Genomic DNA, 25,933 nt, shown 5'->3' with positions numbered 1-25,933 from the left:
GCATGCAGAAGACTCTACGACTACTCGCCGTCCTGCTGGGCGTACAGCTGCTGATGGCCCTGGCACTCAGCCAGTCCGGTCCGGGACTGGCCACCGCCAACGACAGGGAGCCACTGATCCAGCTTGCCTCTGAGCGTATCAACCGGATCACGCTGGAAGGGCCTGATGATGCCCGGCTCACACTGGCCAGGGAGGCGGACAACTGGCAGCTGCCGGAATTGGAAAACTTCCCGGCTGATTCACAGCGGGTCAAACGGCTCATCGAGCAACTCACCACCCTCCGTCCCGGTCTGACTGTCGCCTCCAGCGGGGGCGCCCGGGAGCGCTTCAAGGTCAGTGAAGAGCGGTTCGAGCGGCGGATCACCCTGGCTGACGGTGATGAGACCCTGGCCACCCTCTACCTGGGCAGCTCCCCGGGACGCAACCGCATCCATGCCCGGCTGGCTGACCAGGATGAGATCCGTACTCTCGAACTGGCGGCGTATGAGGTTCCGGTCAGTCGCAGCGACTGGGAGGACAAAACCGTCCTGCAACTGCCCGAGGAGCAGATCAGCACCATCCAGCTGGATGGTCTGAAACTGGAGCGGCAGGCATCCGACTGGCGCGCCAACGACCTGAAAGAGGGTGAAGTGCTGGATACCGAGGCGGCGGACAAGCTGGCCCGACAGCTGGCCAATCTGCGTATCGGTCAGGTTCTGGGGCAGACGCCGCAACCGGAGTACGGACTGGAGGAACCGGCCCTGGACCTGACCCTCACCCGCCAGGACGGCACCCAGGTGACCTATCGGCTGGGTAAGCAGTCGGACCAGGATAGCTACACCCTCAAGGTCTCAAACCGGCCGGAATACTTCAGCATTCCCAGCTTCACCGCCAGCTCCCTGATCGAGGTCGCCAGCCAGCGGGACAAGCTGATTACACCGGCCACCACCGCCGACCCGGCTGACCCGGATCAGCAAACACCAACCCAGGAGGCCTCATGAAACAACCCGGCCCGGCACCGGTGATGCCGGCGGATGACACGGCCCGGAGCGCATTCCGGGACCTGCTGGATTACCTGGAGAGCCGGGTCATCGGCCAGCGCGCCCTGGTCGAACGGCTGTTGATCGCCCTGTTGAGCGGTGGTCACGTGCTGGTGGAGGGCGCCCCCGGCCTGGCCAAGACCCGCGCCATCAAGGCGCTGGCGGGCGGGCTGGAGGCCGATTTCCACCGGGTTCAGTTCACCCCTGACCTGCTGCCGGCGGATCTCACCGGCAGCGATGTCTATCGTCCCGCTGACGGCAGTTTTCAGTTTCAGCCCGGACCGATATTCCATAACCTGCTGCTGGCCGACGAGATCAACCGTGCCCCCGCCAAGGTGCAGTCGGCCCTGCTGGAAGCTATGGGTGAGGGACAGGTGACGGTGGGTGCCCGCAGCTATCCTCTGCCCCCTTTGTTCCTGGTCATGGCGACCCAGAATCCGATTGAACAGGAGGGCACCTATCCACTCCCGGAGGCCCAACTGGACCGCTTCCTGTTTCACCTGCTGGTGGATTACCCGGCCCGCGAAGCAAGTCGCCAGATCCTGCGCCTGGTGCGGCAGGAGAGTCGGGGCGACAACGGGCCGCAGGAGAACCCCACGCGCCTGGCCCAAAGCACCGTGTTCAGCGCCCGCGGCGAACTGCTGCAGCTGCACCTGGCCGATGTGGTGGAGGAGTACATCATTGAGCTGATCGAGGCCAGCCGCAACCCGGCCGATTACGGGCCGGAACTGGCCGACTGGATAAGCTGGGGCGCCAGTCCCCGGGGCGCTATCGGTCTGGAACGGGCGGCCCGGGGCCACGCCTGGCTGGCCGGACGCGACTTCGTCACCCCGGAGGATGTTCAGAGCATGGCGCCCGATGTGCTGCGCCACCGCATTCTGCTCAACTTCGAGGCCGAGGCCGACGGTATCACCCCCCAACGCCTGATCGAGGAGTTGCTCAACCGTGTTCCCGCGCCCTGAACCGGTCTCACCGCTGTTCTCCCTGGCCGAGTTGATCGCCCTGCGCGGTGCCGCCCGGAGATTGGAACTGGGCGCACAGCGCCTGGCACGAGCCAGCCAGGCCGGTGGTTACCGCTCCATTTACCGCGGCCGTGGTCTGGAGTTTGACGAGGTACGGCCCTACCAGCCGGGCGATGAGGCCCGGGATATGGACTGGCGTGTCACCGCCCGGCGCGGTCGCCCCCACACCAAGCTCTATCGCGAAGAGCGGGAACGCCCGGTACTGCTGCTGGCTGACCTGGGTCCGACCATGCTGTTCGGCAGTCGTCACCTGAAATCGACCCGGGCCGCCCACTGCGTGGCCCTGCTGGCCTGGGCGGCGGTTCAGGGGGGAGATCGGGTCGGCGGCGTCGTGACGGCTGCGGCAGGCAGCGGTATCTGTCCGCCCCGGCCACGCACTGATGCGGTACTGGCACTGCTGCATCGACTGGTTGAAGCGCAACCCCGCGCTCCCCAGCCCCTGGTGCCGGGGCTGTTGGATCAGGGCCTGGCACGCCTCGAACAGATCAGCCGTCCGGGTAGTCTGTTACCCATTGTGAGTGACTTCCAGTTGCTGGATGACAGCGCAGAGCGGCGACTCGGCCGTCTCTCCCGCCACAACGACCTGCTGATGATTCAGGTCTACGACCCGCTGGAGGCCGAACCGCCCCCGGCGGGACGTTACCGCCTGGGCATACCGGGACAGCTGCTGGAGCTGGACAGCCGTAGTGCCGCCCTGGCCTGGCGTCAACAGTTCGCGGACCGACAGGAGCAGTTGGCGCAGATCGCCCGTCGACTTCGCTGCCCACTCATACCGCTCTCCACGGATGAGACGGTGGCAAGGGTGCTGGCACGGGACATGGGTCGCTACGGGAGCGCCGCATGAACGGCCCTGACGATCCGCTGGCTGCCCTGCGTCCGCTGCATCTGCCGGAAGCGGTGAGCTGGTGGCCGCCGGCCCCGGGCTGGTGGCTGCTGACACTGGTGGTAGTAATCGCCGGCGGCGGCTGGTGGTGGTGGCGACGCACGGCCCTGCGCCGCAGCGCTTTGGCTGAACTGCGGCTGCTGTCCCGGTGCCAGCTGGACGACCGGCAACTGGCCGCCGGGCTGAACCGGCTGTTGCGGCGGGTCGCCCTGGCCCGCTTCCCGCGCCGGCAGGTGGCCCCCCTAAGTGGTGAGGCGTGGCTGCAATTCCTGGATAGCCGGATCAGCGGCAGCCCGTTTAGCCATGGGCCGGGCCGGGTACTGGCCACACTCCCCTACGGGGCCGGCGGCAACATTGACCGGACGGCGCTGCTGGCGGTGGTGCGGAACTGGATCCGTCAGGTCGGACGGAGGCAACCATGATCCAGTTCGCCTGGCCCTGGCTACTGCTGTTGCTGCCCCTGCCGTGGCTGTTCAGACGCCTGCTGCCGGCCGCTCCGGGGGCCACTGGCGGCGCCCTGTATGCCCCCTTCGCATTGGAGATCGGCGCAGCCGGCAGCACCGTTCAGACAACCGATGACAATCGCCGGCAACTGGTTGTGGCCACGCTGGTCTGGCTCTGCCTGTTGCTGGCCGCAGCACGGCCCCAGTGGTTGGGCGAGCCGGTCAGTCTGTCCCAGACCGGACGCAACCTGATCCTGGCGATTGATGTTTCGGGCAGTATGGAGACCCCGGACCTGGCCCTCGATGGCAGCCAGGCCACACGCCTTGATGTGGTCAAGCAGGTGGCGGGCGACTTTCTACAGCGACGCGATGGTGACCGGATCGGACTGATCCTGTTCGGCACCCAACCCTATCTGCAATCACCCCTCACTTTCGACCATGTCACGGTGCGGCACTTTCTGGGCCAGGCGGTGATCGGCCTGGCGGGCCGGGAGACCGCCATCGGGGACGCCATCGGCCTGGCAATCAAACGGCTGCGCACCGCCCCCGGCAGCGAGGCGGTGCTGATCCTGCTGACCGATGGACAGAACACGGCGGGCAAAGTACCACCCCGGGAGGCGATGCAGCTGGCCGCCCGCAGTGGCCTGCGCATCCACACCATCGGCATTGGCGCCGACGCCATGCAGGTGCAGGGACTGTTCGGCAGCCGGCAGATCAACCCCTCGGCAGATCTGGATGAAGCGACCCTCAAGGCGGTGGCGGAGGCCACCGGCGGCCACTACTTCCGCGCCCGCAGCCGCCAGGACCTGGAACAGGTCTACCAACGCCTGGACCAGCTGGAACCGGTGGCGGATGAGGGACGGATGGCCCGCCCGGTCAGCGAGCTGTTCCCCTGGCCGCTGGGGGTGGCACTACTCATCAGCCTGCTGCTGGCCGCTCAACCCCTGCTGCAACGGCGGGTGCTCCCATGAACGGGGTCCACTTCCTGCGCCCCGCCTGGCTGCTCGCCCTGCTGCCGGCGCTCCTGCTGCTGATCCTGGCCTGGCGTCACCAGGCGCGTTCCAGCGACTGGCGCGGCATCGTGGCGCCGACACTGCTGCCGGTTCTGCTCCTGCAGGCGGGTCGGCCACTCAGCCGTCTGCCCCTGGTTCTGCTGGGAATCGGTTGGCTGCTGGCCATCACCGCCCTGGCCGGCCCCACCTGGGAGCGCCAATCCCTGCCGCTCTACCGCGCCCCGGTGGATCGGCTGCTGATTCTGGATATGTCCCCCTCCATGGGCACCCCCGATCTGAAACCGGATCGGCTGACCCGGGCCAGATTCGCTATCCGGAAACTGATGGACACTGCACCGGAAGGCCGTTTCGCCCTGCTGGTGTTCGGTGCCGAACCCCACGTAGTGGTGCCCCTCACTGATGATGTGGCCACCATTCAGGCACTGCTGCCGGCACTGTCGCTGGATATTATCCCCGCCCCCGGTAATCTGGCCGGCCCGGCCCTGCGGGAGGCGGGCAAACTGCTGCAACAGGCCGGCAGTAGACAGGGCCAGATCCTGCTGTTGAGCGATGGTATCAGTGATACCGCCGATACACTGGGGGCCATCCGGACACTGCGACAGCAGGGCTTCCGAACCTCGGTGATCGGTGTGGGCACAGCCCAGGGCGCTCCCCTGGCCACGGCCCGGGGCGGTTTCAGGAGCGGGCCGGACGGTGCCCCGGTTGTGCAGCGACTGGACGAGCGTGGACTGCGCGAGCTGGCCAACAGCGGCGGCGGACAGTATCGACGGTTGGCATCGGGCCCACTCACCGATCTGCTGCAACCGGGTGACGCCCGGGATCTTTCCCGGGCGGCCCGGCAACGGGGCGATCTGGAACGTTGGGTGGAGCGGGGCCCCTGGCTGCTGCTGCCGCTGCTGCTGATCGCCGCCGGGGGATTCCGCCGCGGCTGGTTGGGCGCACTGGCGCTGTGCATGACCCTGCCTCCCCCGGTGCACGCTTTCAGCTGGCAGGATCTGTGGCAACGGCCCGATCAACAGGCCAGCCGGCTGCTGGAACAGGGCGACGCCAGGGCTGCCGCAGAGCGCTTTCAGGATCCCCGCTGGCGGGCCACCGCACTGTACCAGGCCGGTGACTATGCCGCTGCCGCCCGGGCCTTCTCCGGTCAGGACCCTGACAGCCTGTTCAACCGGGGCAACGCCCTGGCCCGGGCCGGCCAACTGCCACAGGCGCTGGCGGCCTACGACCAGGCACTGCAACAGCAGCCGGACCATCAGGATGCCCGCTTCAACCGGGATCTGGTGGCAAAACTGCTGGAGCAGAGACAAGCACAGCATAATCAGCCCGGCGCGGCACAACAGCAACCGCCTGCCGGCCAGAGCGACCAGCCCCGGAACGCTCCCCCGCAACAACAGAGTGGCCGGGCCGCCGGCGGGAAACCGGATAACGCCACCGCCCCACCGGGGGCCACCGACAACCCGGGGGGCGATGCTGAAACGGAAAGCACGCCACAACCAAACCCCTCAAACAGTCGGCAACAGGCTGAAAACGAGCCCGACGGGGCTGAGCAGCGACCCTCCAGCGGGTCGCACACCGCACCCGCCGACACCCCGGAGCAGGCACGGGCCGATGTAAGCCCCAGCGGGCAACCAGCCGATAGGGGACAATCGGGAACAGTGGCGGAAATCAACAGCCGGGACCCGACCGCTTCAATGCCGTCCCAGCCCATGAGTGAAGGGCAGATCGCCCTGGAACAGTGGCTGCGGCAGATCCCCGATGACCCCGCCGGCCTGTTACGGCGTAAATTTATGCTGGAGCACATCTTGCGAGAGAACGGAGAGCGCACACCATGACCCATCGACTCGGTTATGTCGCACTGCTACTGATTCTGCTGTCGGCAAACAGCCTGGCAGCCACCGGTTTGAGCGCCCGGCTGGACCGTGACCGGATCAGCGAGGGTGAAACCGTACAGCTGATTCTGGAGGCACCCGGGCAGGTGGCTGGTCGACCGGATACCGCTCCGCTGGAGAAAACCTTCGATGTGTTGGGGATCAGCAGTGGCAGCCGCATTCAGATCATCAACGGAAAGACCGATGCCCGCACCACCTGGACCCTGACCCTGAGTCCGAAACAGCCCGGCAAGCTGACCATTCCGCCGCTCCGGATCGGCAACCGGGAGAGTCAGGAACTGCTGCTGGAGGTGACCGATGCGCCTGTCGCCGATTCGACCAGCGGTGCCGATATCCTGATCGAGAGCGAACTCTCTCCGCAACAGCCCTATGTGCAGGGCCAGGTGCTTTACAACCTGCGCCTGCTGCATGCGGTGCCGATCCAGTCCGGCACCCTGTCCGATCCCAAACCGGACAACACGCTGGTGCAGCGACTCGGTGAAGAGCGGAACTACAGCACCCTGCGGCACGGCCGGCGCTACCAGGTGATTGAGCGGCGCTATGCGCTGTTCCCACAGAAGAGCGGCACACTGAAGCTGGCGCCGCCGCTGTTTGACGGCGAAGTCCCGGATAAGCGTCAGCCTGGCCGCTCTCCTTTCGGCCGTCTGTTTGGCCAGGATCCTTTCTTCAACTCCTCACCCCTGGATAACCTGATCACGCCGACCCGGCGGGTACGCATTCGCGGCACCGCCCGGGAGTTGCAGATCCAACCCCGGCCCGGCAACGCCCGGGGCAGCCACTGGCTGCCGGCCAGGCAGCTGCAGCTGCACGGCAGCTGGTCACCCGATGCCAACCAAGCGCAGGTGGGGGAGCCCATCACCCTGGAGCTGGAACTGCAGGCCGAGGGTCTGACCGCTGGACAACTGCCGGACCTGACACCAGCAGCGGTGGCGGGGTTCGATCTCTATCCTGATCAGGCCCAACGGCACACCGATACCGGCTCAACCGGAGTGACCGGGCGACTGCGACAGAAGATCGCCTTTTTGCCCAAACAGCCGGGCAAACTCTCCCTGCCAGCCATCCAGCTGCACTGGTGGGACACCACAGCGGACCAACCCCGGCTGGCCACACTGCCGGGACGCGAAGTGGTGGTGACCGGCGCAGCGCCACAGCCGATTCAGACGCCCGCTGTCCCCGCCCTGGACAGCCCCCGCACCCCGCAGGCCCCGGCTGTTACTACCGGCCAGGCGATCCAGCCGGGCATCACCCCGCTAGAGTCCGGGAACCGCTGGCTGTGGCTCAGCACCCTGTTGGCGAGCGGTTGGCTGGTCACCTTGCTGCTCTGGTGGCGACAGAGCCGGCGAACCCGGGCAGACCGGCCCGCGACCGAGCCCGCGTCGCCACCCCGTGCCGGAACCGCCCGACGTCGGTTCCAGAGCGCCTGCCAAAACGGTGATCCGGTTGCGGCACAGCGGGCGCTGCTCGACTGGGCCGCCGCCCACTGGCCGGAAGATCCACCACGGGGGCTTGAGGCACTGGCCCGGCGGCTGTCCGACCCGGCTGCCTGTGCCGCGCTGGAGGAGCTGAATCGGGCGCTCTACCGGGAGCGAACAGGCTGGAACGGAACCTCACTGGCAACCGCCCTGCAACAGCTGCCCAAACCGTCACGTGGCGGGGATAACCGCCCCCGGGTTCTGCCGCCGCTGTATCCCCGGTCATCATCCTGACCCTGCCCGGATTGGTATCCCGGCGGCAAACGGCTACAATCCCGCCATTCACACGCCACAGCACGACACCCAATGATTGACCGCCGCCTCTGCATTGCCCCCATGCTGGACTGGACTGATCGCTATTGCCGGTACTTCCTGCGCCTGATCTCCCGTCACACCCTGCTCTATACCGAGATGGTGACCACCGGTGCGCTATTGCATGGGGACCAGCCGCGCCACCTCGATTTTGATCCGGCGGAACACCCGCTGGCCCTGCAACTGGGCGGCAGCGATCCGGACGAACTGGCGGCCTGCGCCCGCCTGGCGGAGCAGTGGGGTTATGACGAGGTGAACCTGAATGTGGGCTGTCCATCCGACCGGGTGCAGTCGGGGCGTTTCGGCGCCTGCCTGATGGCCACGCCGGAACTGGTCGCACAGGGGGTGGCCGCCATGCGCGCCGCCACCCGGCTGCCGGTGACGGTCAAGCACCGCATCGGTATCGACCAACTGGACAGTTACGAAGCCCTGACCCGGTTTGTCGCCACGGTGGCGGAGGCAGGCTGTGAGACCTTTATTATCCACGCCCGCAAGGCGTGGCTCAGCGGCCTCAGCCCGAAAGAGAACCGGGAGATCCCCCCACTGCGCTACGATCGGGTATACCGGATCAAGCAGGAGTTCCCCCGGCTGGAGATCATTATCAATGGTGGAATCGCCAGCCTGGACCAGGCGGAGGAGCAGCTGCGGCATGTGGATGGGGTGATGATCGGTCGCGAGGCGTACCAGAATCCCTGGATACTGGCGGAGGCAGATCGGCGCCTGTATGGCGATGAGCATCCGATCCCCACTCGGCATGAAATTATTGAACAGCTGATGCCGTTCGCCGAACGGGCCCACGCCGCCGGCACACCGGTCAACCGGATCAGCCGCCACATCCTGGGGCTGTTCCAGGGCCAGCCAAGGGCCCGGGCGTGGCGCCGGCACATCAGTGAGAATGCGCACCGGGCGGGTGCCACCCCCGAGGTGATACGGGAAGCGGCCCGGCAGGTGCCGGCGACATGATCACTGCAAAAAAGTCACTGGCCCCTTACCGCACCAAGGACGGCTCCCTGATCCGTGAACTGCTGCACCCGGATCACCAGGCAGTGAAAAACCAGAGTCTGGCCGAAGCCACTGTTCCACCGGGAGTAACCACCCACTTACACCGGCATCTTCAAAGCGAGGAGATCTACCACATCACCCAGGGAGAGGGCGTGATGCGGTTGGGAAACGAGGAGTTCCCGGTCGAAGCGGGGGACAGCATACTGATCCCACCCGGTACCGCCCATGCCATCCGCAACAGGGGTACCGATGACCTGCTGATCCTCTGCTGCTGCGCCCCAGCCTACCGGCACGAAGACACCGAACTGTTGGAGTGACTACGGGTCGGTCCTTGTTAAAAATCGATCGCTTTGGGCACAGCGGGTTACATCGCCACTCAGCTGGTTGAGCCGCTACAGCTCCACGGCACCGTGCTGCAGGCGGTCCCGCAACTCATCCATGGGTAAGTGATCACTCTCAACAGCCAGTGCCTGTTTAAGCTCATCCCCGGACAACGGCTCGGCGCTAACCAACTGCCGCTCCAGCACATCCAGGGTTGCCTCGGAGGCATCACCGCCCTGTTGGTGGCGCTGCCTGACCCGCTGGCGCAGCAGTGACTCGGGCACCCGGAAGTCGAGAATCAGAAAAGGGACACCAAGGGCCCGGGCCTGCTGCCGGAAAGCCTGTCGGTCGCTCCGGCGCAGGAAAGTGGCGTCCACGATCGCCACCATCTCCGCACCGATGATCTGTGTTGCCAGCTGCAGCAGTCGCCCATAGGTGCGTGCCGAGAAATCGGCCCGGTAGATCCCGTCTCCCAGGGCGGAACCACTGGATTGGTCACTCTCCATGCCCGCCAGCCGCTTGCGTTCCACGTCGGACCGGACCCGCAACGCCGGCAGCTGTTCGATACAGGCCAGGGTCTGGGTGCTCTTACCGGAGCCGGAGAGACCGTGGGTAATCACCAGTGCGCCCTGTTTCGTCCCGGTGTAGCCCAGGGCCAACTGCAGATAGTTATGCAGATCGCCGGTGAGCTGTGCCTGATCTTCTGCCGGGATATCCGGCTGGGCAAGACGGATCGCTGTCACCTTGGCCCGCACCATGGCCCGGTAGACCTGGTAGAAGCGCAGCAACCGCAGCGCGGCATAGTCACCACTCAATTCCAGGTAGCGGTTGAGCAGACGCTGAGCCAGCGGCTGCAAACCCTTCTCATCCAGATCCATCAGCAGGAACGCCAGCTCGCTGATCACGTCAATCCAGCGCAGTGCCGGATTGAACTCGATACCATCAAAAATCAGCAGTTCATCCCCATCCAGTGCCATATTGCCCAAGTGCAGATCGCCATGACATTCGCGGATAAAACCACCGGCCTTGCGCTCGCTTAGCAGCGGCGCCAGCTTTTCCGCTTCCAACTCGGTCCAGTCGGCGAGCCGGTCCAGTGCCTCGCTCTCCCCGATCAACTCCCGCAGTTGCAGGAAGTTCTCCCGCATGGGTGCCTCCACCGCTTCCGGATCTCCCCAGTCGGCATCCACAGGCGCCCGATCAACGTCGGCATGGAAGCGGGCCAGCCGTTCAGCCAGCTGATCCACCAAGCCGGGAGTCACCAGCTCCAGATGTTCCGATAACAGACCGGACTGATCAAAACGACGCATGCGCACCGCATACTCGATGGCGGGGCCGGTGGTGAAGGGTTCGGGAGCATCGGGGGTGCCGCCGATCGGGATCACCTCCAGGTAGACATCCGGGGCCAGGCGGCTGTTGAGGCGGATCTCCTCCTCGCAGAAGTGACGCCGGCGCTCCAGGGTGGAGAAGTCGAGAAAACCGAGATCCAGCGGCTTTTTGATCTTGTAGGCATAGTGACCCACCAGTAAGACCGTGGAGATATGGGTCTCGATCACCTGATCCGGTCCGATACCATCCGGCCAGCAGGCTGGCTCCCGCAAACCCGCCACCAGTCGCGCGTGATCATTCAACGGTTTCAAGCTGCGTAGCTCCTTGGGTTAATTGACATAATATTAGAATATGCTAATGTCATTTCATTTTTCCGGGCCCATTCAGGTGCTCCGGTCAGACAAATTGCGTTAGAGGAAGGTATAACATGACTGTTGATCGCATGATTCTCGCCTTTGCCGGCTTCTTCATTCTGCTCAGCCTGGCACTCGGCTGGGAGAAGAGCCCCCTGTTCCACAGCAGCAACTGGCTCTGGTTTACCGCCTTTGTGGGACTGAACCTGTTCCAGTCCGCCTTTACCGGCTTCTGCCCGCTTGGCAATATTCTCAAGGCATTGGGCGTTAAAACCGCCTGATCTGCTGATTTACCGGATGACGGATGGGTTTCGTTCCGCCCATCCGGCTATATCACCGGCTCCGCGTACAGATCGTGTGCGTCCGAGCCGGTGATCTTCACCTCAACAAAATCCCCCGGTTCCAGATCCCAGCCACCACCAATCAGCACGTTGCCATCAATCTCCGGCGCATCGGCGTAGCTGCGGGCGATCACTGCATCTTCGGTCACTCCGTCCACCAGAACAATCGTCTGGCTGCCGACCTTGTCCGCCAGGCGCTCCCGGCTGATCTGCTCCTGCACCGCCATGAATCGCTCCAACCGCTCCTGCTTGAGTGACTCCGGTACTTGATCCGGCAAGGCATTGGCGGTGGCTCCTGCCACTGGTGAATAGGTGAAGCAGCCGACCCGATCCAGCCGCGCCTCCTGCAGGAAGGCCAGCAATTCGTTGAACGACGCCTCGGTTTCGCCAGGAAAACCGACGATAAAGGTACTGCGCAGGGTCAGATCGGGGCAGATCTGGCGCCAGCGGCGAATCCGCTCCAGCACCTTTTCACTGGCGGCCGGACGCTGCATCGACCGCAGAATGGTGCGGTCAGCATGCTGCAGGGGCATATCCAGGTAGGGCAGGATGACGCCTTCCGCCATTAGCGGAATCAGATCATCCACGCTTGGGTAGGGATAGACATAGTGCAGCCGGGTCCAGGCCTGCAGATCGCCCAGGGCGGTGGCCAGTTCCTTGAGCCGGGTCTTGAGAACTTTTCCACCCACCAGATCGCTGCGATACTTGAGATCCACACCGTAGGCGCTGGTGTCCTGAGAAACCACCAGCAGCTCCCGCACCCCGGCATTCACCAGGTTCTCGGCTTCCCGCACCACCTCCCCGACCGGACGACTCACCAGATCGCCCCGCAGTTGGGGGATGATGCAGAAGGTGCAGCGGTGATTGCACCCTTCGGAGATCTTCAGGTAGGCGTAGTGACGGGGGGTCAGCTTGACTCCCTGGGGTGGCAACAGGCTGGTATAGGGATCATGGGGGGCCGGCAAGTGGTCATGTACCGCCGCCATCACCGCTTCGTAGGCGTGGGGTCCGGTCACCGCCAATACACCGGGATGTTCAGCGCGCACCTCGTCCTCCCTGACACCGAGACAACCGGTCACAATGACCCGGCCATTCTCATTCAGTGCGTCACCGATGGTCTCCAGCGACTCTTCCACCGCCGCATCAATAAAGCCGCAGGTGTTAACCACCACCAGGTCGGCTCCCGCGTAGCTATGGGCTATACCATACCCTTCGGCACGCAGTTGGGTAAGGATACGTTCGGAGTCAACCAGATTTTTGGGACAGCCAAGACTGACAAAACCGATCTGGGGAGCCGGGTTGTTCATGCCGATCAAGCTCAGTGACGGGCCAGCAGATCGGTCAGCGCAACCGCCTGGCCTTCATGGCGCACCTGGAGCACAATCCGCTCTTCCAGGGCCAATTCGCCACTGAGGATATGGGGCAGGAGCTGTTCGGCAAACTGGTAGATAATCGCCATGCCCGCCCGGTTTCGCTCATCAACCTTATCCTTGGACTCAATATGGCTGGCCAACAAGCGCATGTAGTCCTGGAACTGCACGCCCTGCTCCTCCAGGGAGAGGGCCTGGAACTCCGGGGTGAACACGATAACCAATACCTTGCCCTGACCGTCGGCTGGATCGGATATGGTGATATTCATAGGGCCTTCGATCAGCATGTCATACTCCTCACTACAATTCTGCTCTGCTTTACCGCTCAGCGGTAACAAGCTGCCAATTCTACCCCATCAGGCTGGTGATAATAGCCCCGTAGCAGCTAAGGACTTAGCCATTACGGCAACTATCCCTGCAGATTGCATTAACCATGCTTACCCGGAACACAGTTGAAACCAATCAATAAGGTCTATTTAAGGACAGATTTTATCGTTGATTAGGAACATCTTCCGATGCGAGAGGATGACACGGAGTGTCTGGTCAACCGCCCCCGTTATGGAGCGACGCGAGCGTAAAGCTGATGCAGTCCGGGGGATTAATTGAAGAATTGTAAGCTATGCGGTTTCAGTAAAGTGTGCAACAGCCTCCCGGGCATCTGTATTATCCTCCAGTATGCCAGTACTGCTGTTCTGCTCAGGGTAGTCGGCTATCTCTTGGTAACCCAGGAACTGTTTTCCCGGCTACATCGCCCCGCCCCGTCAGGCGGCGGCTGAGTCAGCTGAGGCCAACCCCGACCAGGCGCAATGCCGCACCGAATCACCGGTCTCTGGAGGCATCTGTGGCCGCATCGACTCCTTGTCCGCAGCCAGCACCAGCAGCGCCTCCTCCATGCTGAGTTCTTTGACCTCGTAAACAGGAAGGATCGATGAACGGGTATTATTTTTAATAATCATGATCTTATCTAACATAGGTGATTTTTTGGATTAAAAAAATCATACGCCTTATTGAAAATAATGCAATAGTTCGAATAGATGTTTCCCTCACCCAGCACTAAACCGATCACAGTACTATCCAAGACGCCCACTCTCCCAGTTGTTATACTTTCTCTTTTCTCCCACCAAAGATATTGAACATGGGCTACAGATTATCCAAGATTTATACCCGCACCGGTGACAAAGGCACCACCGGCCTGGGTGACGGTCGCCGCGTCGACAAGGACAGCGCTCGTATCGAAGCGATCGGCACTATCGATGAACTGAACTGTCTGATCGGCATCCTGATTACCCACAGTCCGCCAGCAGAGATCGAGCAGCTGTTGACCGCAATCCAGCATCGCCTGTTTGACCTGGGTGGCGAACTGGCCATGCCCGGACACAACCTGATGAGTGACCAATCAGTGACTGACCTGGAACAGGAGCTGGATAAATTGAATGAAAACCTGCCTCCTTTGCAGGAGTTCATCCTGCCCGCAGGAAACCGGCTGGCCGCCAGTTGTCACCACGCCCGTGCGGTATGCCGCCGCGCCGAGCGGCGTCTGACACAACTCGCCCGGGATGAAAACGAAGCGGTCAACCAGACCGGGCTGAAATATCTCAATCGACTTTCGGATCTGTTATTTGTGATCGCGCGCGTGCTCGCACGACAAGATGGTGGTAACGAGGTCTATTGGCGCAAGGATATTTAACGCCACCATATCACCCCCATTTAAGTTAAAGAATAAGAGAATCACCACCTTGACTGAAGCACTACAGGAAATCACCAGCAATGGCGAAGTCACCTTGCACTTTGCCATCGCACTTTGTGACGGCACGGTAATAACCAGCACCTTTGAGGAGGAGCCGGTTACCCTGACCATGGGCACCGGCAATCTGGCAGAGAATCTGGAGAAAACCCTTTATGGCCTGAAACCGGGGGATAAACAGTCAGTAATCCTGGAGGCGGAACACGCCTTCGGCCCGCATGATCAGGAGAAGTCCTACTTTATGCCCCGCAGTTCATTCCCTCCGGAGATGGAACTGGAACCGGAGCTGGTGGTCAGCTTTGCCACACCCGCAGGTGATGAACTGGCCGGTATTATCAGAGAACTGGAAGAGTCGCAGGTCAAGGTCGACTTTAACCACCCGCTGGCTGGCCAGGATATTGTCTTTACCGTACAGATTATCAGCGTTAACAACCCATAAAACCGGACCAATATTCCCATGGAAATTCTGCTCGCCAATCCCCGTGGTTTCTGTGCCGGCGTCGATCGCGCCATCGAGATCGTACAACGGGCACTGCAGATATATGGCGCTCCAATCTATGTCAGGCACGAGGTGGTGCACAATCGCTATGTGGTCGACAGCCTGAAACAGGCAGGTGCTATCTTTGTCGACGAACTTGATGAGATCCCCGAAAACAACACTGTGATCTTCAGTGCCCACGGAGTTCCGCAAGCTGTCAGGGAAGAGGCTGAACGACGCACGCTACAGGTGTTTGATGCCACTTGCCCTCTGGTCACCAAGGTCCATCTGGAAGTGGCCCGGCATAGCAGAAACGGCCATGAAGTGATCCTGATCGGGCATCGAGGTCATCCGGAAGTGGAAGGCACCATGGGTCAATATCGAACGCGGGACGGCCAGGGCGGTATCTACCTGGTGGTCACTGCAGATGATGTGGCGGGGCTGCAGATCAAGGACCCAAACAATCTGGCGTTCGTCACCCAGACCACCCTTTCAATGGATGATACTGCCAAAGTTATCGCAGCACTGAAATCCCGCTTTCCAAAAATACAGGGCCCAAAACAGAACGACATTTGTTACGCCACCCAGAACCGACAGGATGCGGTCAAAGAGTTGGCCAAGCAGTGCGATTTAGTTTTGGTTGTGGGCTCGCCCAACAGTTCAAACTCCAACCGACTGCGGGAGCTGGCCTTGCAATCGGATACACCGGCTTACCTGATAGACAGGGCCGATGATATCGATCCAAGCTGGTTGAACGGCATCAAAATGATTGGCCTGACCGCTGGCGCGTCGGCTCCGGACCTGTTGGTGAATGAAGTGATAGAAAAGCTCAAGGAGCGTGGTGCCAACTCGGTGCGCACACTGAGCGGACAAGAGGAGAATGTGACCTTTTCCCTGCCGAGACAATTGACAGAACAGTAGCTAAAGACGTGTGCATAAAAATATACCTACTCTATCTGCCTACTAGAAACAAACTATCATGCCAATTAATTACATGATTTTTCCCAGCAGCCCTCATCACCATCAATAGCACCATTATTATTTCTATCCCACCCTTTGTTACCAAGATTGTCGATAGTGAGCATTCCATCCCCAGCCTGGGCTCCCTTAGGCGTTGCCGTTAAAAGGAATGTCTGGGGATCCCCACCAACAAGCGACGGTACAATATCATAAAACTTGTCACCCGTATCCTTCGGTGATTCTTGCAAACCAGCAGGCAAAGGGGTAACACCAGCACCCGCAGTGAAACTAAAATTATTGGAATAATAACGATGCATCCACTGATTCGCCTCACTCAGTACAGCCTTGGCATCGGCGCGGCGCCCCTTTTTGACTTGCTCCGTATACGACGGGTAGGCGATTGCCGCCAGAATCGCGACAATCGCTACCGTAATCATTAATTCGATGAGGGTGAATCCGCTTTGCTTGCTCATTATTATCTCCGTACCTCTCCGGTAACCAGTATTCCCAGAGCTGTTATCGGGAACTCTAACTCTTCCGCCTCCATGGCAGCCGGAGAAATATAAATAGTGACGCCCAGCCCTTTTTTCAGCGCACTACGCGACAACACTCCACCACCCCGGTTACGCACCAGCATGTTTTCTGAGAACGTAAAAACCGTATCGTTAGCTACAAATGTTTTATTACCTTGTGTTATCTCATCGATCACTGCTGGCATCGGGTAAAGCCCCGGAAACCACCTGTTGTCAGCCTGCTCATTCTCTTGGGCATGCGATACATAGCTTACAGCCAAGACAGCAATAAAGAGCGTTGCTTTGATCAGTTTGCTTTTCATAACTTCCACCTATCGAAGTTCACGCCAGGAGCGCACTTGATTAAGCCCGGAATTCTCACGAACTGATTCGATAGCACCCGTCGAGGTACTCATAATCTTATCCTCAGAGACATTATCGGGATGCAGTACAACAGCCGGGGTGGTATAGATACCCGCGTTATCGATACGAATACCACTACCAGGCGCTACGTCACCAGAATCAATCGACCCATCTCCGTTAATATCAACACTTGCCTGTACGTAATCATCAATCGAAAACACACCATCATTGTTATAATCAAACGGAGTGGTTTGTAAACGACCGCCACTGGCCGCATCGACTTCCATCAGCCAACTCGTGCCGCCGGACTCACAGGGATCATCAGAGGGAGTCGCTGTTACAAAAATAATATTTCCATTGCGAATGATTGGCGTTTGGTGCACCCGTTCACCAGATTCAGGAAGGTCCATATACCAACCCAACACCTCATCGGAGTCAGTGGGACTTGAATAATCATCCCAACGAATCGGGTAATCAGAGACAATACGCGCATCATAGCCGGCAAACTGGGTAAGATTGACAGTTATAATCTCCTGTTTAAGAAGTTGATTGCGCTGGGCACCTATCTTTGGAGTTATATTATTGACGCTATTAATCGCGTCCCAGATCCCATAGAAAGACTGGGTGGAAGTATCAACCAAATCCCCCGTTCCGTAATACTTACCGGTACCAAAATAGACCATAACACCCATTCCCAAGGGGTGGAGATCGACTTGCGGTGCAGTTGTAATTGGTTGCGCATCGCCACTGTCGTTCACCGCAGTAAACAGGGGAACTCCGTTACCATATGCAGCTGCCCATTGAGATTTATTAGAACTGGACAGATCCCATACCCACATATTTCCAAACAGGTCACCTGCATAGAGGCGATCAGTGATTGAATCACCATCCAAATCAACAGGACGCACATCCACAATCCCATTCGGTCTTGAATTACCCGTTGGGTCGTTTGATTTGCCCGTGTTGGTATCCAATTTTTTAATCACATTACCGGTGGCGATATCCACAATAAATACCACAGCATTACCGGTAGCACTGACATTTCCGTCATTGCCTTCAGTATTATTGAAACCATTCCCAAATACAGCAGCCCATGAACCGTCATTTAAACGAACAATAGCCGGCTTACCGAAACTGTTGCCCAAATCCGGGTCATCTGCATCTGTGAACTCCCATAGCACCATATTGGCAGCATTAGCTTCACTGAAACTGGACGGGTCGGTGATATCCAGGGCGTAGAAACCTTGTCCACCAAGCCCCAATCCACCTACAAGAACGGTATGCCAGTCATTATTGTAGAACACATCACCCTCTGCTATCGGGCCATCTACATAGTTGGTATGAGAGTAGTCAGTAAGCGACAAACGCCACAGATTGGAAAAAACCTCACTAGGGATAAAGGCAAATTTCTCATCACCACTTATCGCATCAAATGCATGCAGCATTCCGTCGTTCGCACCAACATAAACCATTTCATCCCTGCCGCTATAAGCGGTTTTAAATGTCGGGTAAGAAGATGCCTCGAGAAAGCTAGATGACGACTGGTAATAACGACTCGGCGCCCCTACGTAGGTAGGGTTGGAATAGATGATATCGCCAAGTTTGCTCGTACGATTACGAAAACCCCCTCCGTTTGCCGCTATATTTGTGTCATCACCGCGCAAAAAATCAAGCCGATCCATTCCATACTGATCCGATGAGTTTGGCAACGGGCCAAGGGGACCATCAGGATCTTTCAGCATATCCTGTTGAGTACTGGATAATTGGGACCAGCGGAATCCTATGCCAGAACCATTAGCATTATCGACGGTGATAATATGACGTAAATCAGGCGATTTAGGAGTATAACTGACCCCGTTGGCGGCACAGACACCTCCATCAAGAAGGCATGCTGCATCCCACTCAGGTGAGCAGATATCACCAATCGGCACGCTACCACAGTTGCTACCATCGGAAACTTTACTCGCAATTAGATGGCCGGCCCATCCAGAGGTCTCAAAACGTGCCTGGTAGAGCATGGTATTCGAGGTAATACTGCCCATATTCAGCGAAACTGGAGCAGAAGAACCGGTTCGGTCAATAATGTTTTGGATCACATCTGTGAACGATTGCACCAGCGTGTCCGCATCATCAGCAGCGAAATACTTGCCGCGACTATTTATTGCTGCGTGCCAAAGATCATCCACCTGATTACTACTCCAGCTTTTGACACCAGTTAAAAGATCTGCGTAATCCGCCGGATAGGAGAGATTGCCGTTAACTCCCAAGCCGATGGTATAGGTAACCATGTGCTGCCATTCAGCAGGGTCGTTAATTGGATTCCAGAACTGATCGAAATCATCAACGCTGCCGTCATTGTTGATATCTGTTGAGCTATCGACAATATGGGGAGGCACTTTGTTATCAAGAGATGGCCGCAGATCACGATACCAGTAATAAAAAGTGTTATCGGCCAAATAGCTTGAATTATTATCCTTGTAAGGTGCAGCAGGCGTATAGCTGGTAATGTTCATGCTATTGTTAGGCAACGTATGCGACTGGTTATCTCTGTTACCGCTCACACCAGCTGCACTATTCCAATAACCATCAGTCATCAGCACAAGAAAGTTTTGGCGGCACTCTCTTTCCGGAGTAGAAGCATCCGCCGGATCATCGCGATATGGCTCTGCTGTACTCAAGTACTCTCCGGCACGATAAACTGCGCGACGTAGTGGCGTATTACCAGTAGCGTCAACATTGAACAACCAGTTGTAAAAGTTTGTACGCTGCGTACCTGCAAATTTCGTGGCTTGGCTAACAGCATTGGAGGAGCTATCATTAATCAGTTGCATGGAAAGGCGGAAATCGTCGCTCAGGTTGGCAAACGAACGAGAAGCTGCAGCCTTCATCGCATATATGCGCTTACGATAATAGGAGTACCAGTTGGCGAAGTTGGTGGTTTCATCCGTCCCCCCAGGTCCGGATGTACTACTCACTACCACTTTATCGTAGCAGTCATCATCTGTAGTTTGCCCATTACAGTTGTTATTGGTGCTATCAAACAGGTAATAATAGGCGGCTTCTGTAGAATTGTGCGCATACTCATTTGAAGAGTTGTAACTGTCACAATGGTTCCCATAATACCAAGTTGGCCGGTAATGGTTGGAGAGATTTACTGTACAAGTGTTTCCCTGGTTGTAACCATCATTCCAAGCCGAAGTAAACGAAGCATCACCCAGTGAGTTGCCATCATGATCGACAGGTGGCGTATAGGTGACATTCGGGTTGTAGTACATTTTATTGTAAACATATGACTTGGCACGTTTAGTATTCTTTTTCCCAGAGATCCCGTCAGGCATAAAGGACCAATACATACTGCCGGAATCATCCAGTGTCAGGATAATATTGGGATCCACACCCTGCATTACATAAAGTGGGGCGTCACTGACATCAACAGGCGCCGCCTGTATATGCATGACGGGAATAGCGGTCAGCAAACAGGTAACAAGCGCCGTTGAGAAATGTTTATATAGACTGGTCTCCATCTTATTCTCCGGTGACATCAGTTAAAGCGTTTTTCGTAGACGACTTGCAAAACCGATTCCGCACTATCGGAGCCGCCTCGGCCTATCGAAGATATGGTGTAATAATTAACACCTTGCCCTTTCGCTCTCGCCTCAGGATCTAGTCCATCCGGTATAAAAGCAGTCTCTTCGACAACAAAAGAGGGAACGGCATAATGAAAACTAAATTCATTGGGGTTGTTATTGGTCTTATCGCCATAATCAAAACCTTTCGACGCCCAATCAAACTGAGAGTCAGCTGGATCAGCAGCAATAGTACCGGCAGTCCAAATCCCACTGGAGCCGTCTGACGTGGCAGTGGGCTTGACCAGGAAACTCTGAACCCACTCACTGGCATCACGCAATCCCGATTCTGCTGCCTGAAACGCCATGTTACGATCAGCGAAGTTCCCCGCCATCCGCTCTTCAAGAGCCGTATTTTGCATCGCGGAAACCCCAATCAGGGTCATCACCAACAACATCACAAGAACAATGACCAGTACCGTGCCTTGCTGTGTATCAAGAGTAATTTCACGTATTGTTCTCATGGCAGCCTATTCCTGACTCCGACAGATGACCAGAAAGCTTTCCGCAAACGTAAATCCCCAGAAGGATTTCCATCAACGCCATTAAATGTGATTGCCTGGGCTTCAGCGCCGACATTATTCTCGGTTCTTAGCAGCATGCCGATTCGAACCCCAAGTACCGACCCCCAATCCGTGACGGCACCGGCATCGCGAAAATCATCAGGAACCAGGTCCCCGTTTGTATCCACCTCGTAGATCAACTGCATATCCTGAACGCCCGAAACCAACTCGACGGCTGGATTGGCTGAGTCAAGATCAAGCCAGTAAAGCGCGGGAATACCACTTGGATTCAGGCCAATAAAATAAAGCGATGATTCAAAAGCCATCAACTGCGCTGACTCTGGGTAAGCCTTTGAAAGGTTATCTGTTGTATTGGCCGAACTACCGTGGGCGATAGTGTATTGCCCCGAACTCTGAGAGACGCTGGTGGCGCGAAAAAGATCCGCGCTCTGGCAATCAGTAATATAGACAAGATCACCAGCCTGCAACTGGTCAGGATTACCATTGACCACGATATTTGCGTTATTGGTAGCCATATCTCCATCAAGCTTAGTTCCAACACCCGCTGCAAAATTAACGCGGATCACATCGGTACCAGCCACATGAGCAATTCCGGTAGGATTGGCCCATCCAGACCCAGAATCCCACCCCTCTATGGCATCTTCTATTGAGGCAAAATCGGGCGGGTTGTTTGCTATTATTGTTGGCGCGATACTCATTAAGGTACGGCAACCTGAGTAACCAGCCATGCGAATACTTCGCTGTAAAACGTCTATAGCATAACGGCCATTTTCCTGAATCCTTGCAAACTCCGAGTCAGTACGATAAACCGCCTTTGACGATACAAAAAGACTGAGAACAGCAGCCATAATAAGCAGCATCAACACCATGCTGATCATCAACTCAACGAGGGAAAAGCCCTGTTCTTTTAGATCTCTATACATAGATTACAGCCTGGCGGTAATATTAACTTGTTGCGTAGCAATACCTTCTGTTGCACGCGTATCATCCCATTGGACGACAATCGAACAAAGACCCGAAACGCTCGTACAATCCACTGAACCGTCACCGGCAGGGAGCGCTTCAGCAAGGTCAGCAACCCAAGCTGTCAGGTCTTGCTGGTGGACACCCGAACCACTTGATGGGGTTGCGTTAAGCGCCAGATCATAGGATCCATTAATTGCCTGATCACGGTTGATCCGCATGCGATCCATAATGTCATAAGCGAGAATGGTAGCCTGCGAACGCATGTAGGCACTCTGGCCGTTTTGCAGCGTAACAGTCTGAAGCCCGGCCATTCCAAGCAGGCCAATCGCCAGAACAATAACAGAAACCATTACTTCTATTAAAGTAAAGCCCTGCTGATGCTTTTTTATCTTGAGTGTATTCATCTGGTCGCCTACGGACATGCGGAACGCGTAATTGAAGGTCTGCCGGTCGTTGAAACAATCAGAGTTCTTTTTTGATCCCCCGTACAGCCCGGATCAGAAATAACCATCGAGAACACATCTCCCCTGGGCACAAGAGCACCACGAGAATCAAATACAACCACACCAGGAATAGTCAGACTGTTACTGCCACCCGCAACCACCGTGGATTTCGGGAATGGCGCCAAAACGCTCAAAACGTCTCCAGCGTCATTGAAGTCGCCATCCTTATTATCATCTACAAGCACGTTCCAACCTTTTGTCCAGTCATTGGCATCCTGCGCCGCGACACGCACCTCGGCACCACGCTTGGTGGCTTCACTCCTGGCCAGCGCAAACAGGGCGACCATCTCATTGGCCTGCGTGTTCAAGCGATTATTAATCAACATGGAGGTGAAAGAAGGAACAGCGATAGCTAATAGTATGGCTACCACAGCGATAGTGATCATTAGTTCGATCAGGGTAAAACCCGAATTTTTGCTGCCTTTTCTTTTCATATCTGAACGTATAGCAGGTCCTGGTTGAGAAATTCATCTATCAAAGGACAAGTGGTCAATCCTGTCCGACCAACGGCCGATCAGATGACAGGCGTCAAAATTTTGGATTGGACTTAAAAAACAACCAACGTCTATAATGTTAAACCTATGAGCCGGAACGAACTCAAGCAAAGTGAACAGCGCAGGAAAATCGTACACCTGCTGCGTAGCCATGGCATCAGCCCCACGGTTCAGCGGGTCAAGATCGCGTCCGCCATACTGGCGCGCCCGCAGCACCTCTCCGCTGATCAGGTACTTGAACTGACCAACCGGACAGGACGTCCGGTCTCTAAGGCCACGGTCTACAACTCCCTCGGCCTGTTTGCCCGCAAGGGATTGATCCGGGAACTGTTCGTCGATCCGGAACGGGCCTTCTACGACTCCAGCACCCATCCTCACCACCACTTCTACAATACTGAAACCCAGGAGATCTGCGATATTGACGACGATGCGATCCAGATCAACCTGGATGCGATGCCGCCAGCAGGTACGGAAATCAGTGGCGTTGAACTGGTGGTTCAGATCAGACCAAAGAAGTAACCCCGAAACCGCCTATTTTCCAGCCACTTACCGGGATCAGTAACGGCTTGTGCCCGGACCAACATTTCTTTATACTCCCGATCCCTTATCCGCTATGCCCTATTCCAGCGCGGCGGAAGACCCTGAATACGCCACCCTAGCTCAGTTGGTAGAGCGCGTCACTCGTAATGATGAGGTCGCCGGTTCGATTCCGGCGGGTGGCTCCATCCCCCAATAACCATATCTCTCATGCGGTTATAGCCGCCCGGTGGAATTAAAGTTCCCGCAATTCCTGCCGTTAGAACTCCTCACATAACAGAGATTCGGCGCTGAAAGCCGGACCAGCCAAATGAATCATCAAGATTCTTCAGGGGGATTTCTTCGTGTTTAGCATTCTTCAAGTCCGTCACAAAATCTGGATAGGTTTTGCCGCGTTGCTGATTATCATAGCGGCCATTTCCATCCAGACCCTGACCAGCCTGAAGAACATGGAGCGTTCTGTCATAGAGATGGTACAGGTTCGGCAGCCAACTGCCCTGCTCTCCAAGGAGCTCTCCGCCAGCGTCCACCAGACCGCCAGCGCGCTCGGCTTCTTTCTGTCGACCCGGGAGGAGGATCACAGGAACGGTTTTCTGCAGGGACTCGAACACTCTGAAACACTGGTTAAAAAACTCAAAGCACTCAAGGCGGTCGCTTCAGACGAGGAGTCTGCCGCATTGGTGGAAGGACTCGCTACGGACCTGGAGCGATTTCGCAGCCTTGGCAACCGCCTGCTGGAGACAGCCACCAGCTATGAGAAGAATTTTCCCGGTATCGCCTTCGCCAACTCCGATCTGAACCCCACCAGCCGGGTGATGGTGCAGCTCACTTCGCAAATGATCGCTGCTGAACAGGAAGAGGATGTGACCCCCGAACGACGTACTCTACTGACCCTGTTCGGCGATCTGCGTTACGCCTGGAGCAACGTGATGAGCAGCATCCGGGGTTATCTGGCGTTCCGCTCCGACACTGTGATTAACGATCTCGATCTCTACCTGGAGCGGACTGAACAACTGGTGGACCAATTATTCGAGTACGAAGATGAGCTGACCCTGGATCAGGCCGATTCACTGGAGCAGTTCCGGGAGCAGTTGGCGACCTACAAGACCAACATCACTAAAATGATGGCGATTCACGGTGGTGATCAATGGCGCACCGATGCCTGGTTGGTACGTAGCGAAGCGACCCCCTTGTTCAAAGAAATTGACGATAGGCTGATTGCCCTGGAATCACTCCAGTCCGACGCGATCAGCCAAACCAACGGCCACCTCATTGATGAGACCAGCCGGACCACCCTGACCGTCGCCATCCTGATGGTTGTCGGCCTGCTAATGGGCCTGTTAATGGCCTGGTTAATCGGCCGTTCAATCTGTAAACCACTGGGCGAAGTGGTCCATGCCCTGGATGATATCGCCCATGGGGAAGGGGATCTGACCCGCCGCCTGACCTGCCGCACCCGGGATGAGATCGGTCAGCTGGCGCAATCATTCAATACCTTTATCGACAAGATTCAGGCACTGGTACAACACACCGCCAGCGCCACCGGCGAGGTCATCAACGCGGTCTCCGAAACCACCGAAAGTGCCCGTAATATCAGCAACATGATTTTGGCCCAGGAACAGGAGACCGAACAGGTGGCCACCGCCATTAATCAGATGTCCGCCACCATCAGTGAAGTGGCCGGCAACGCAGTCAACGCCTCCCAGGCCACCCGCTCCGCTACGGGTGAGGCTGCCAATGGCCGTCTGACCATGGAACAGACCGCCAAATCAACCCAGTCCCTGCATGACGAAATCACCAATGCGGCCACCATCATCGGCCAGGTGGAGAAAAGCAGCGAAGGCATAGGGAGTGTGCTGGATGTGATCAAAGGCATCGCAGAACAGACTAACCTGCTGGCCCTGAACGCGGCTATTGAGGCAGCCCGGGCCGGTGACCAGGGGCGGGGATTTGCCGTCGTGGCCGACGAGGTACGCAACCTGGCAAACCGTACCCAGGAGTCCGCCGGCGAAATCGAGGAGATGATCCATAATCTGCAGCTGAACGCCCACCAGGCGGTAGACGCCATGGAGAAAGGGTGCAGCACTGCCGAGGAGAATGTTCAACAAGCCAACAACGCATGTGCATCCCTGGAGGCGATCAATGCCGCCATCGAAACCATCAACGACATGAATCTGCAAATCGCTTCTGCTTCTGAACAGCAAAGCGCCGTCTCTGAAGAGATCAACCGGTCCATTATCTCGATCAGCGAGGGCAGCAAGAGCACCGCCACCCTCTCCCAGCAGTCGATGAACACCACCATACACCTGGGAGAGCTGGCCCGGGAACTGCAGCAGGTGGTCCGGCAGTTCAAAATCTCTTCAGGCGCCGACGACTAACCCCCGTTCACCCATGTGGGCAGAGATGCCCCACCCAGACCGGCTGGCCGGTAGAAATCCAGTGAACATCGCTGGATCAGCC

26 protein-coding genes and 1 tRNA gene are annotated in these 25,933 nt (G+C 57.8%); 16 read left to right on the top strand and 11 right to left on the bottom strand.

Annotated features, from left to right (window positions below):
- Positions 1-2: 2 nt before the first annotated feature.
- The 9 genes from AAY24_RS15160 (at position 3) to AAY24_RS15120 (ending at position 9,372) form a co-directional block, all read left to right on the top strand.
- Positions 3-980, top strand: a complete 978-nt coding sequence (locus AAY24_RS15160) for a DUF4340 domain-containing protein (protein WP_046860392.1) — start codon at positions 3-5, stop codon at positions 978-980.
- A complete protein-coding gene (locus tag AAY24_RS15155) occupies positions 977-1,981 on the top strand; it encodes an AAA family ATPase (RefSeq protein ID WP_046860391.1) in 1,005 nt (334 codons plus the stop codon). Before AAY24_RS15160 ends, AAY24_RS15155 begins: the two co-directional genes overlap by 4 nt.
- On the top strand, positions 1,965-2,885 hold the full coding sequence (locus tag AAY24_RS15150) for a DUF58 domain-containing protein (RefSeq protein ID WP_046860390.1): 921 nt from the start codon (positions 1,965-1,967) through the stop codon (positions 2,883-2,885). The genes AAY24_RS15155 and AAY24_RS15150 overlap by 17 nt, the downstream gene beginning before the upstream one ends.
- On the top strand, positions 2,882-3,346 hold the full coding sequence (locus AAY24_RS15145; protein ID WP_046860389.1) for a DUF4381 domain-containing protein: 465 nt from the start codon (positions 2,882-2,884) through the stop codon (positions 3,344-3,346). Before AAY24_RS15150 ends, AAY24_RS15145 begins: the two co-directional genes overlap by 4 nt.
- Positions 3,343-4,338: a VWA domain-containing protein gene (locus AAY24_RS15140; protein WP_046860388.1), complete on the top strand. Its 996-nt coding sequence runs from the start codon at positions 3,343-3,345 to the stop codon at positions 4,336-4,338. The genes AAY24_RS15145 and AAY24_RS15140 overlap by 4 nt, the downstream gene beginning before the upstream one ends.
- Entirely contained in the window at positions 4,335-6,212 is a 1,878-nt protein-coding gene (locus AAY24_RS15135) for a vWA domain-containing protein (RefSeq protein WP_046860387.1), read from the top strand. Before AAY24_RS15140 ends, AAY24_RS15135 begins: the two co-directional genes overlap by 4 nt.
- Positions 6,209-7,975 carry a BatD family protein gene (locus AAY24_RS15130; protein ID WP_046860386.1) on the top strand — a complete coding sequence of 589 codons (1,767 nt, stop codon included), beginning with the start codon at positions 6,209-6,211 and terminating at the stop codon, positions 7,973-7,975. Before AAY24_RS15135 ends, AAY24_RS15130 begins: the two co-directional genes overlap by 4 nt.
- Positions 7,976-8,047: 72 nt before the next feature.
- The gene (dusA, locus tag AAY24_RS15125; protein ID WP_046860385.1) at positions 8,048-9,016 is read left to right on the top strand and encodes a tRNA dihydrouridine(20/20a) synthase DusA; all 969 of its coding nucleotides are present in this window, start codon (positions 8,048-8,050) and stop codon (positions 9,014-9,016) included.
- Entirely contained in the window at positions 9,013-9,372 is a 360-nt protein-coding gene (locus AAY24_RS15120) for a cupin domain-containing protein (RefSeq protein WP_046860384.1), read from the top strand. The genes dusA and AAY24_RS15120 overlap by 4 nt, the downstream gene beginning before the upstream one ends.
- A gap of 75 nt (positions 9,373-9,447) precedes the next feature.
- Here the strand turns inward: AAY24_RS15120 and AAY24_RS15115 are convergent, their stop codons facing one another.
- Positions 9,448-11,013: a bifunctional aminoglycoside phosphotransferase/ATP-binding protein gene (locus tag AAY24_RS15115; RefSeq protein ID WP_046860383.1), complete on the bottom strand. Its 1,566-nt coding sequence runs from the start codon at positions 11,011-11,013 to the stop codon at positions 9,448-9,450.
- 116 nt (positions 11,014-11,129) lie between these two features.
- On the opposite strand from AAY24_RS15115, the gene AAY24_RS15110 reads away from it, so the two are divergent.
- Positions 11,130-11,336 (top strand): YgaP family membrane protein, encoded by a 207-nt coding sequence (locus AAY24_RS15110; RefSeq protein ID WP_046860382.1) that lies wholly within the window; start codon positions 11,130-11,132, stop codon positions 11,334-11,336.
- A 47-nt stretch (positions 11,337-11,383) separates the two neighbouring features.
- On the opposite strand, the gene rimO is transcribed toward AAY24_RS15110, so the two are convergent.
- The 3 genes from rimO to AAY24_RS15095 all read right to left on the bottom strand — a co-directional run bounded on the left by rimO (position 11,384) and on the right by AAY24_RS15095 (position 13,722).
- Positions 11,384-12,703: a 30S ribosomal protein S12 methylthiotransferase RimO gene (rimO, locus tag AAY24_RS15105; RefSeq protein WP_046861360.1), complete on the bottom strand. Its 1,320-nt coding sequence runs from the start codon at positions 12,701-12,703 to the stop codon at positions 11,384-11,386.
- Positions 12,704-12,714: 11 nt separating this feature from the next.
- A complete protein-coding gene (locus AAY24_RS15100) occupies positions 12,715-13,053 on the bottom strand; it encodes a hypothetical protein (protein ID WP_046860381.1) in 339 nt (112 codons plus the stop codon).
- 474 nt (positions 13,054-13,527) lie between these two features.
- Positions 13,528-13,722 (bottom strand): hypothetical protein, encoded by a 195-nt coding sequence (locus AAY24_RS15095; RefSeq protein ID WP_199930394.1) that lies wholly within the window; start codon positions 13,720-13,722, stop codon positions 13,528-13,530.
- A 179-nt stretch (positions 13,723-13,901) separates the two neighbouring features.
- Between AAY24_RS15095 and AAY24_RS15090 the strand changes: the two genes are divergently transcribed.
- Genes AAY24_RS15090 through ispH form a run of 3 tightly spaced genes read left to right on the top strand, consistent with a single transcriptional unit; the run spans position 13,902 to position 15,909 of the window.
- Positions 13,902-14,453: a cob(I)yrinic acid a,c-diamide adenosyltransferase gene (locus AAY24_RS15090; protein WP_046860379.1), complete on the top strand. Its 552-nt coding sequence runs from the start codon at positions 13,902-13,904 to the stop codon at positions 14,451-14,453.
- A 49-nt stretch (positions 14,454-14,502) separates the two neighbouring features.
- A complete protein-coding gene (locus tag AAY24_RS15085; RefSeq protein WP_046860378.1) occupies positions 14,503-14,949 on the top strand; it encodes an FKBP-type peptidyl-prolyl cis-trans isomerase in 447 nt (148 codons plus the stop codon).
- An 18-nt stretch (positions 14,950-14,967) separates the two neighbouring features.
- Positions 14,968-15,909, top strand: coding sequence for a 4-hydroxy-3-methylbut-2-enyl diphosphate reductase (gene ispH / locus AAY24_RS15080; RefSeq protein WP_046860377.1), 942 nt, complete (start codon positions 14,968-14,970; stop codon positions 15,907-15,909).
- A 65-nt stretch (positions 15,910-15,974) separates the two neighbouring features.
- Here the strand turns inward: ispH and AAY24_RS15075 are convergent, their stop codons facing one another.
- From AAY24_RS15075 to AAY24_RS15040, 7 genes are read right to left on the bottom strand one after another with little or no spacing between them, the layout of a single operon-like run.
- Positions 15,975-16,421 (bottom strand): type IV pilin protein, encoded by a 447-nt coding sequence (locus tag AAY24_RS15075; protein WP_046860376.1) that lies wholly within the window; start codon positions 16,419-16,421, stop codon positions 15,975-15,977.
- Positions 16,422-16,423: 2 nt separating this feature from the next.
- Positions 16,424-16,783 (bottom strand): hypothetical protein, encoded by a 360-nt coding sequence (locus AAY24_RS15070; RefSeq protein WP_046860375.1) that lies wholly within the window; start codon positions 16,781-16,783, stop codon positions 16,424-16,426.
- A gap of 9 nt (positions 16,784-16,792) precedes the next feature.
- A complete protein-coding gene (locus AAY24_RS18980) occupies positions 16,793-20,347 on the bottom strand; it encodes a pilus assembly protein (protein ID WP_199930393.1) in 3,555 nt (1,184 codons plus the stop codon).
- Between the two features lie 17 nt (positions 20,348-20,364).
- Positions 20,365-20,913: a pilus assembly PilX family protein gene (locus AAY24_RS18620; protein ID WP_052761269.1), complete on the bottom strand. Its 549-nt coding sequence runs from the start codon at positions 20,911-20,913 to the stop codon at positions 20,365-20,367.
- Entirely contained in the window at positions 20,910-21,896 is a 987-nt protein-coding gene (locus AAY24_RS15050) for a PilW family protein (RefSeq protein ID WP_046860373.1), read from the bottom strand. Before AAY24_RS15050 ends, AAY24_RS18620 begins: the two co-directional genes overlap by 4 nt.
- A gap of 3 nt (positions 21,897-21,899) precedes the next feature.
- Complete coding sequence (gene pilV, locus AAY24_RS15045; RefSeq protein WP_052761373.1) at positions 21,900-22,343, bottom strand: type IV pilus modification protein PilV; 444 nt, start codon at positions 22,341-22,343, stop codon at positions 21,900-21,902.
- A gap of 8 nt (positions 22,344-22,351) precedes the next feature.
- The gene (locus AAY24_RS15040) at positions 22,352-22,876 is read right to left on the bottom strand and encodes a GspH/FimT family pseudopilin (RefSeq protein ID WP_046860371.1); all 525 of its coding nucleotides are present in this window, start codon (positions 22,874-22,876) and stop codon (positions 22,352-22,354) included.
- Positions 22,877-23,023: 147 nt separating this feature from the next.
- Between AAY24_RS15040 and AAY24_RS15035 the strand changes: the two genes are divergently transcribed.
- The 3 genes from AAY24_RS15035 (at position 23,024) to AAY24_RS18615 (ending at position 25,851) form a co-directional block, all read left to right on the top strand.
- Entirely contained in the window at positions 23,024-23,455 is a 432-nt protein-coding gene (locus AAY24_RS15035; RefSeq protein ID WP_046860370.1) for a Fur family transcriptional regulator, read from the top strand.
- A 130-nt stretch (positions 23,456-23,585) separates the two neighbouring features.
- A tRNA-Thr gene (locus AAY24_RS15030) sits at positions 23,586-23,661 on the top strand.
- Positions 23,662-23,817: 156 nt separating this feature from the next.
- Positions 23,818-25,851: a methyl-accepting chemotaxis protein gene (locus AAY24_RS18615; protein ID WP_082117172.1), complete on the top strand. Its 2,034-nt coding sequence runs from the start codon at positions 23,818-23,820 to the stop codon at positions 25,849-25,851.
- Positions 25,852-25,933: the final 82 nt, after the last annotated feature.

It is taken from the genome of Sedimenticola thiotaurini (assembly GCF_001007875.1).
In the GTDB taxonomy this organism is placed as follows: Bacteria; Pseudomonadota; Gammaproteobacteria; order Chromatiales; family Chromatiaceae; genus Sedimenticola; species Sedimenticola thiotaurini.
Note: the sequence above shows the minus strand (reverse complement) of the source record. Positions and strands in the feature narration are given on the sequence as shown.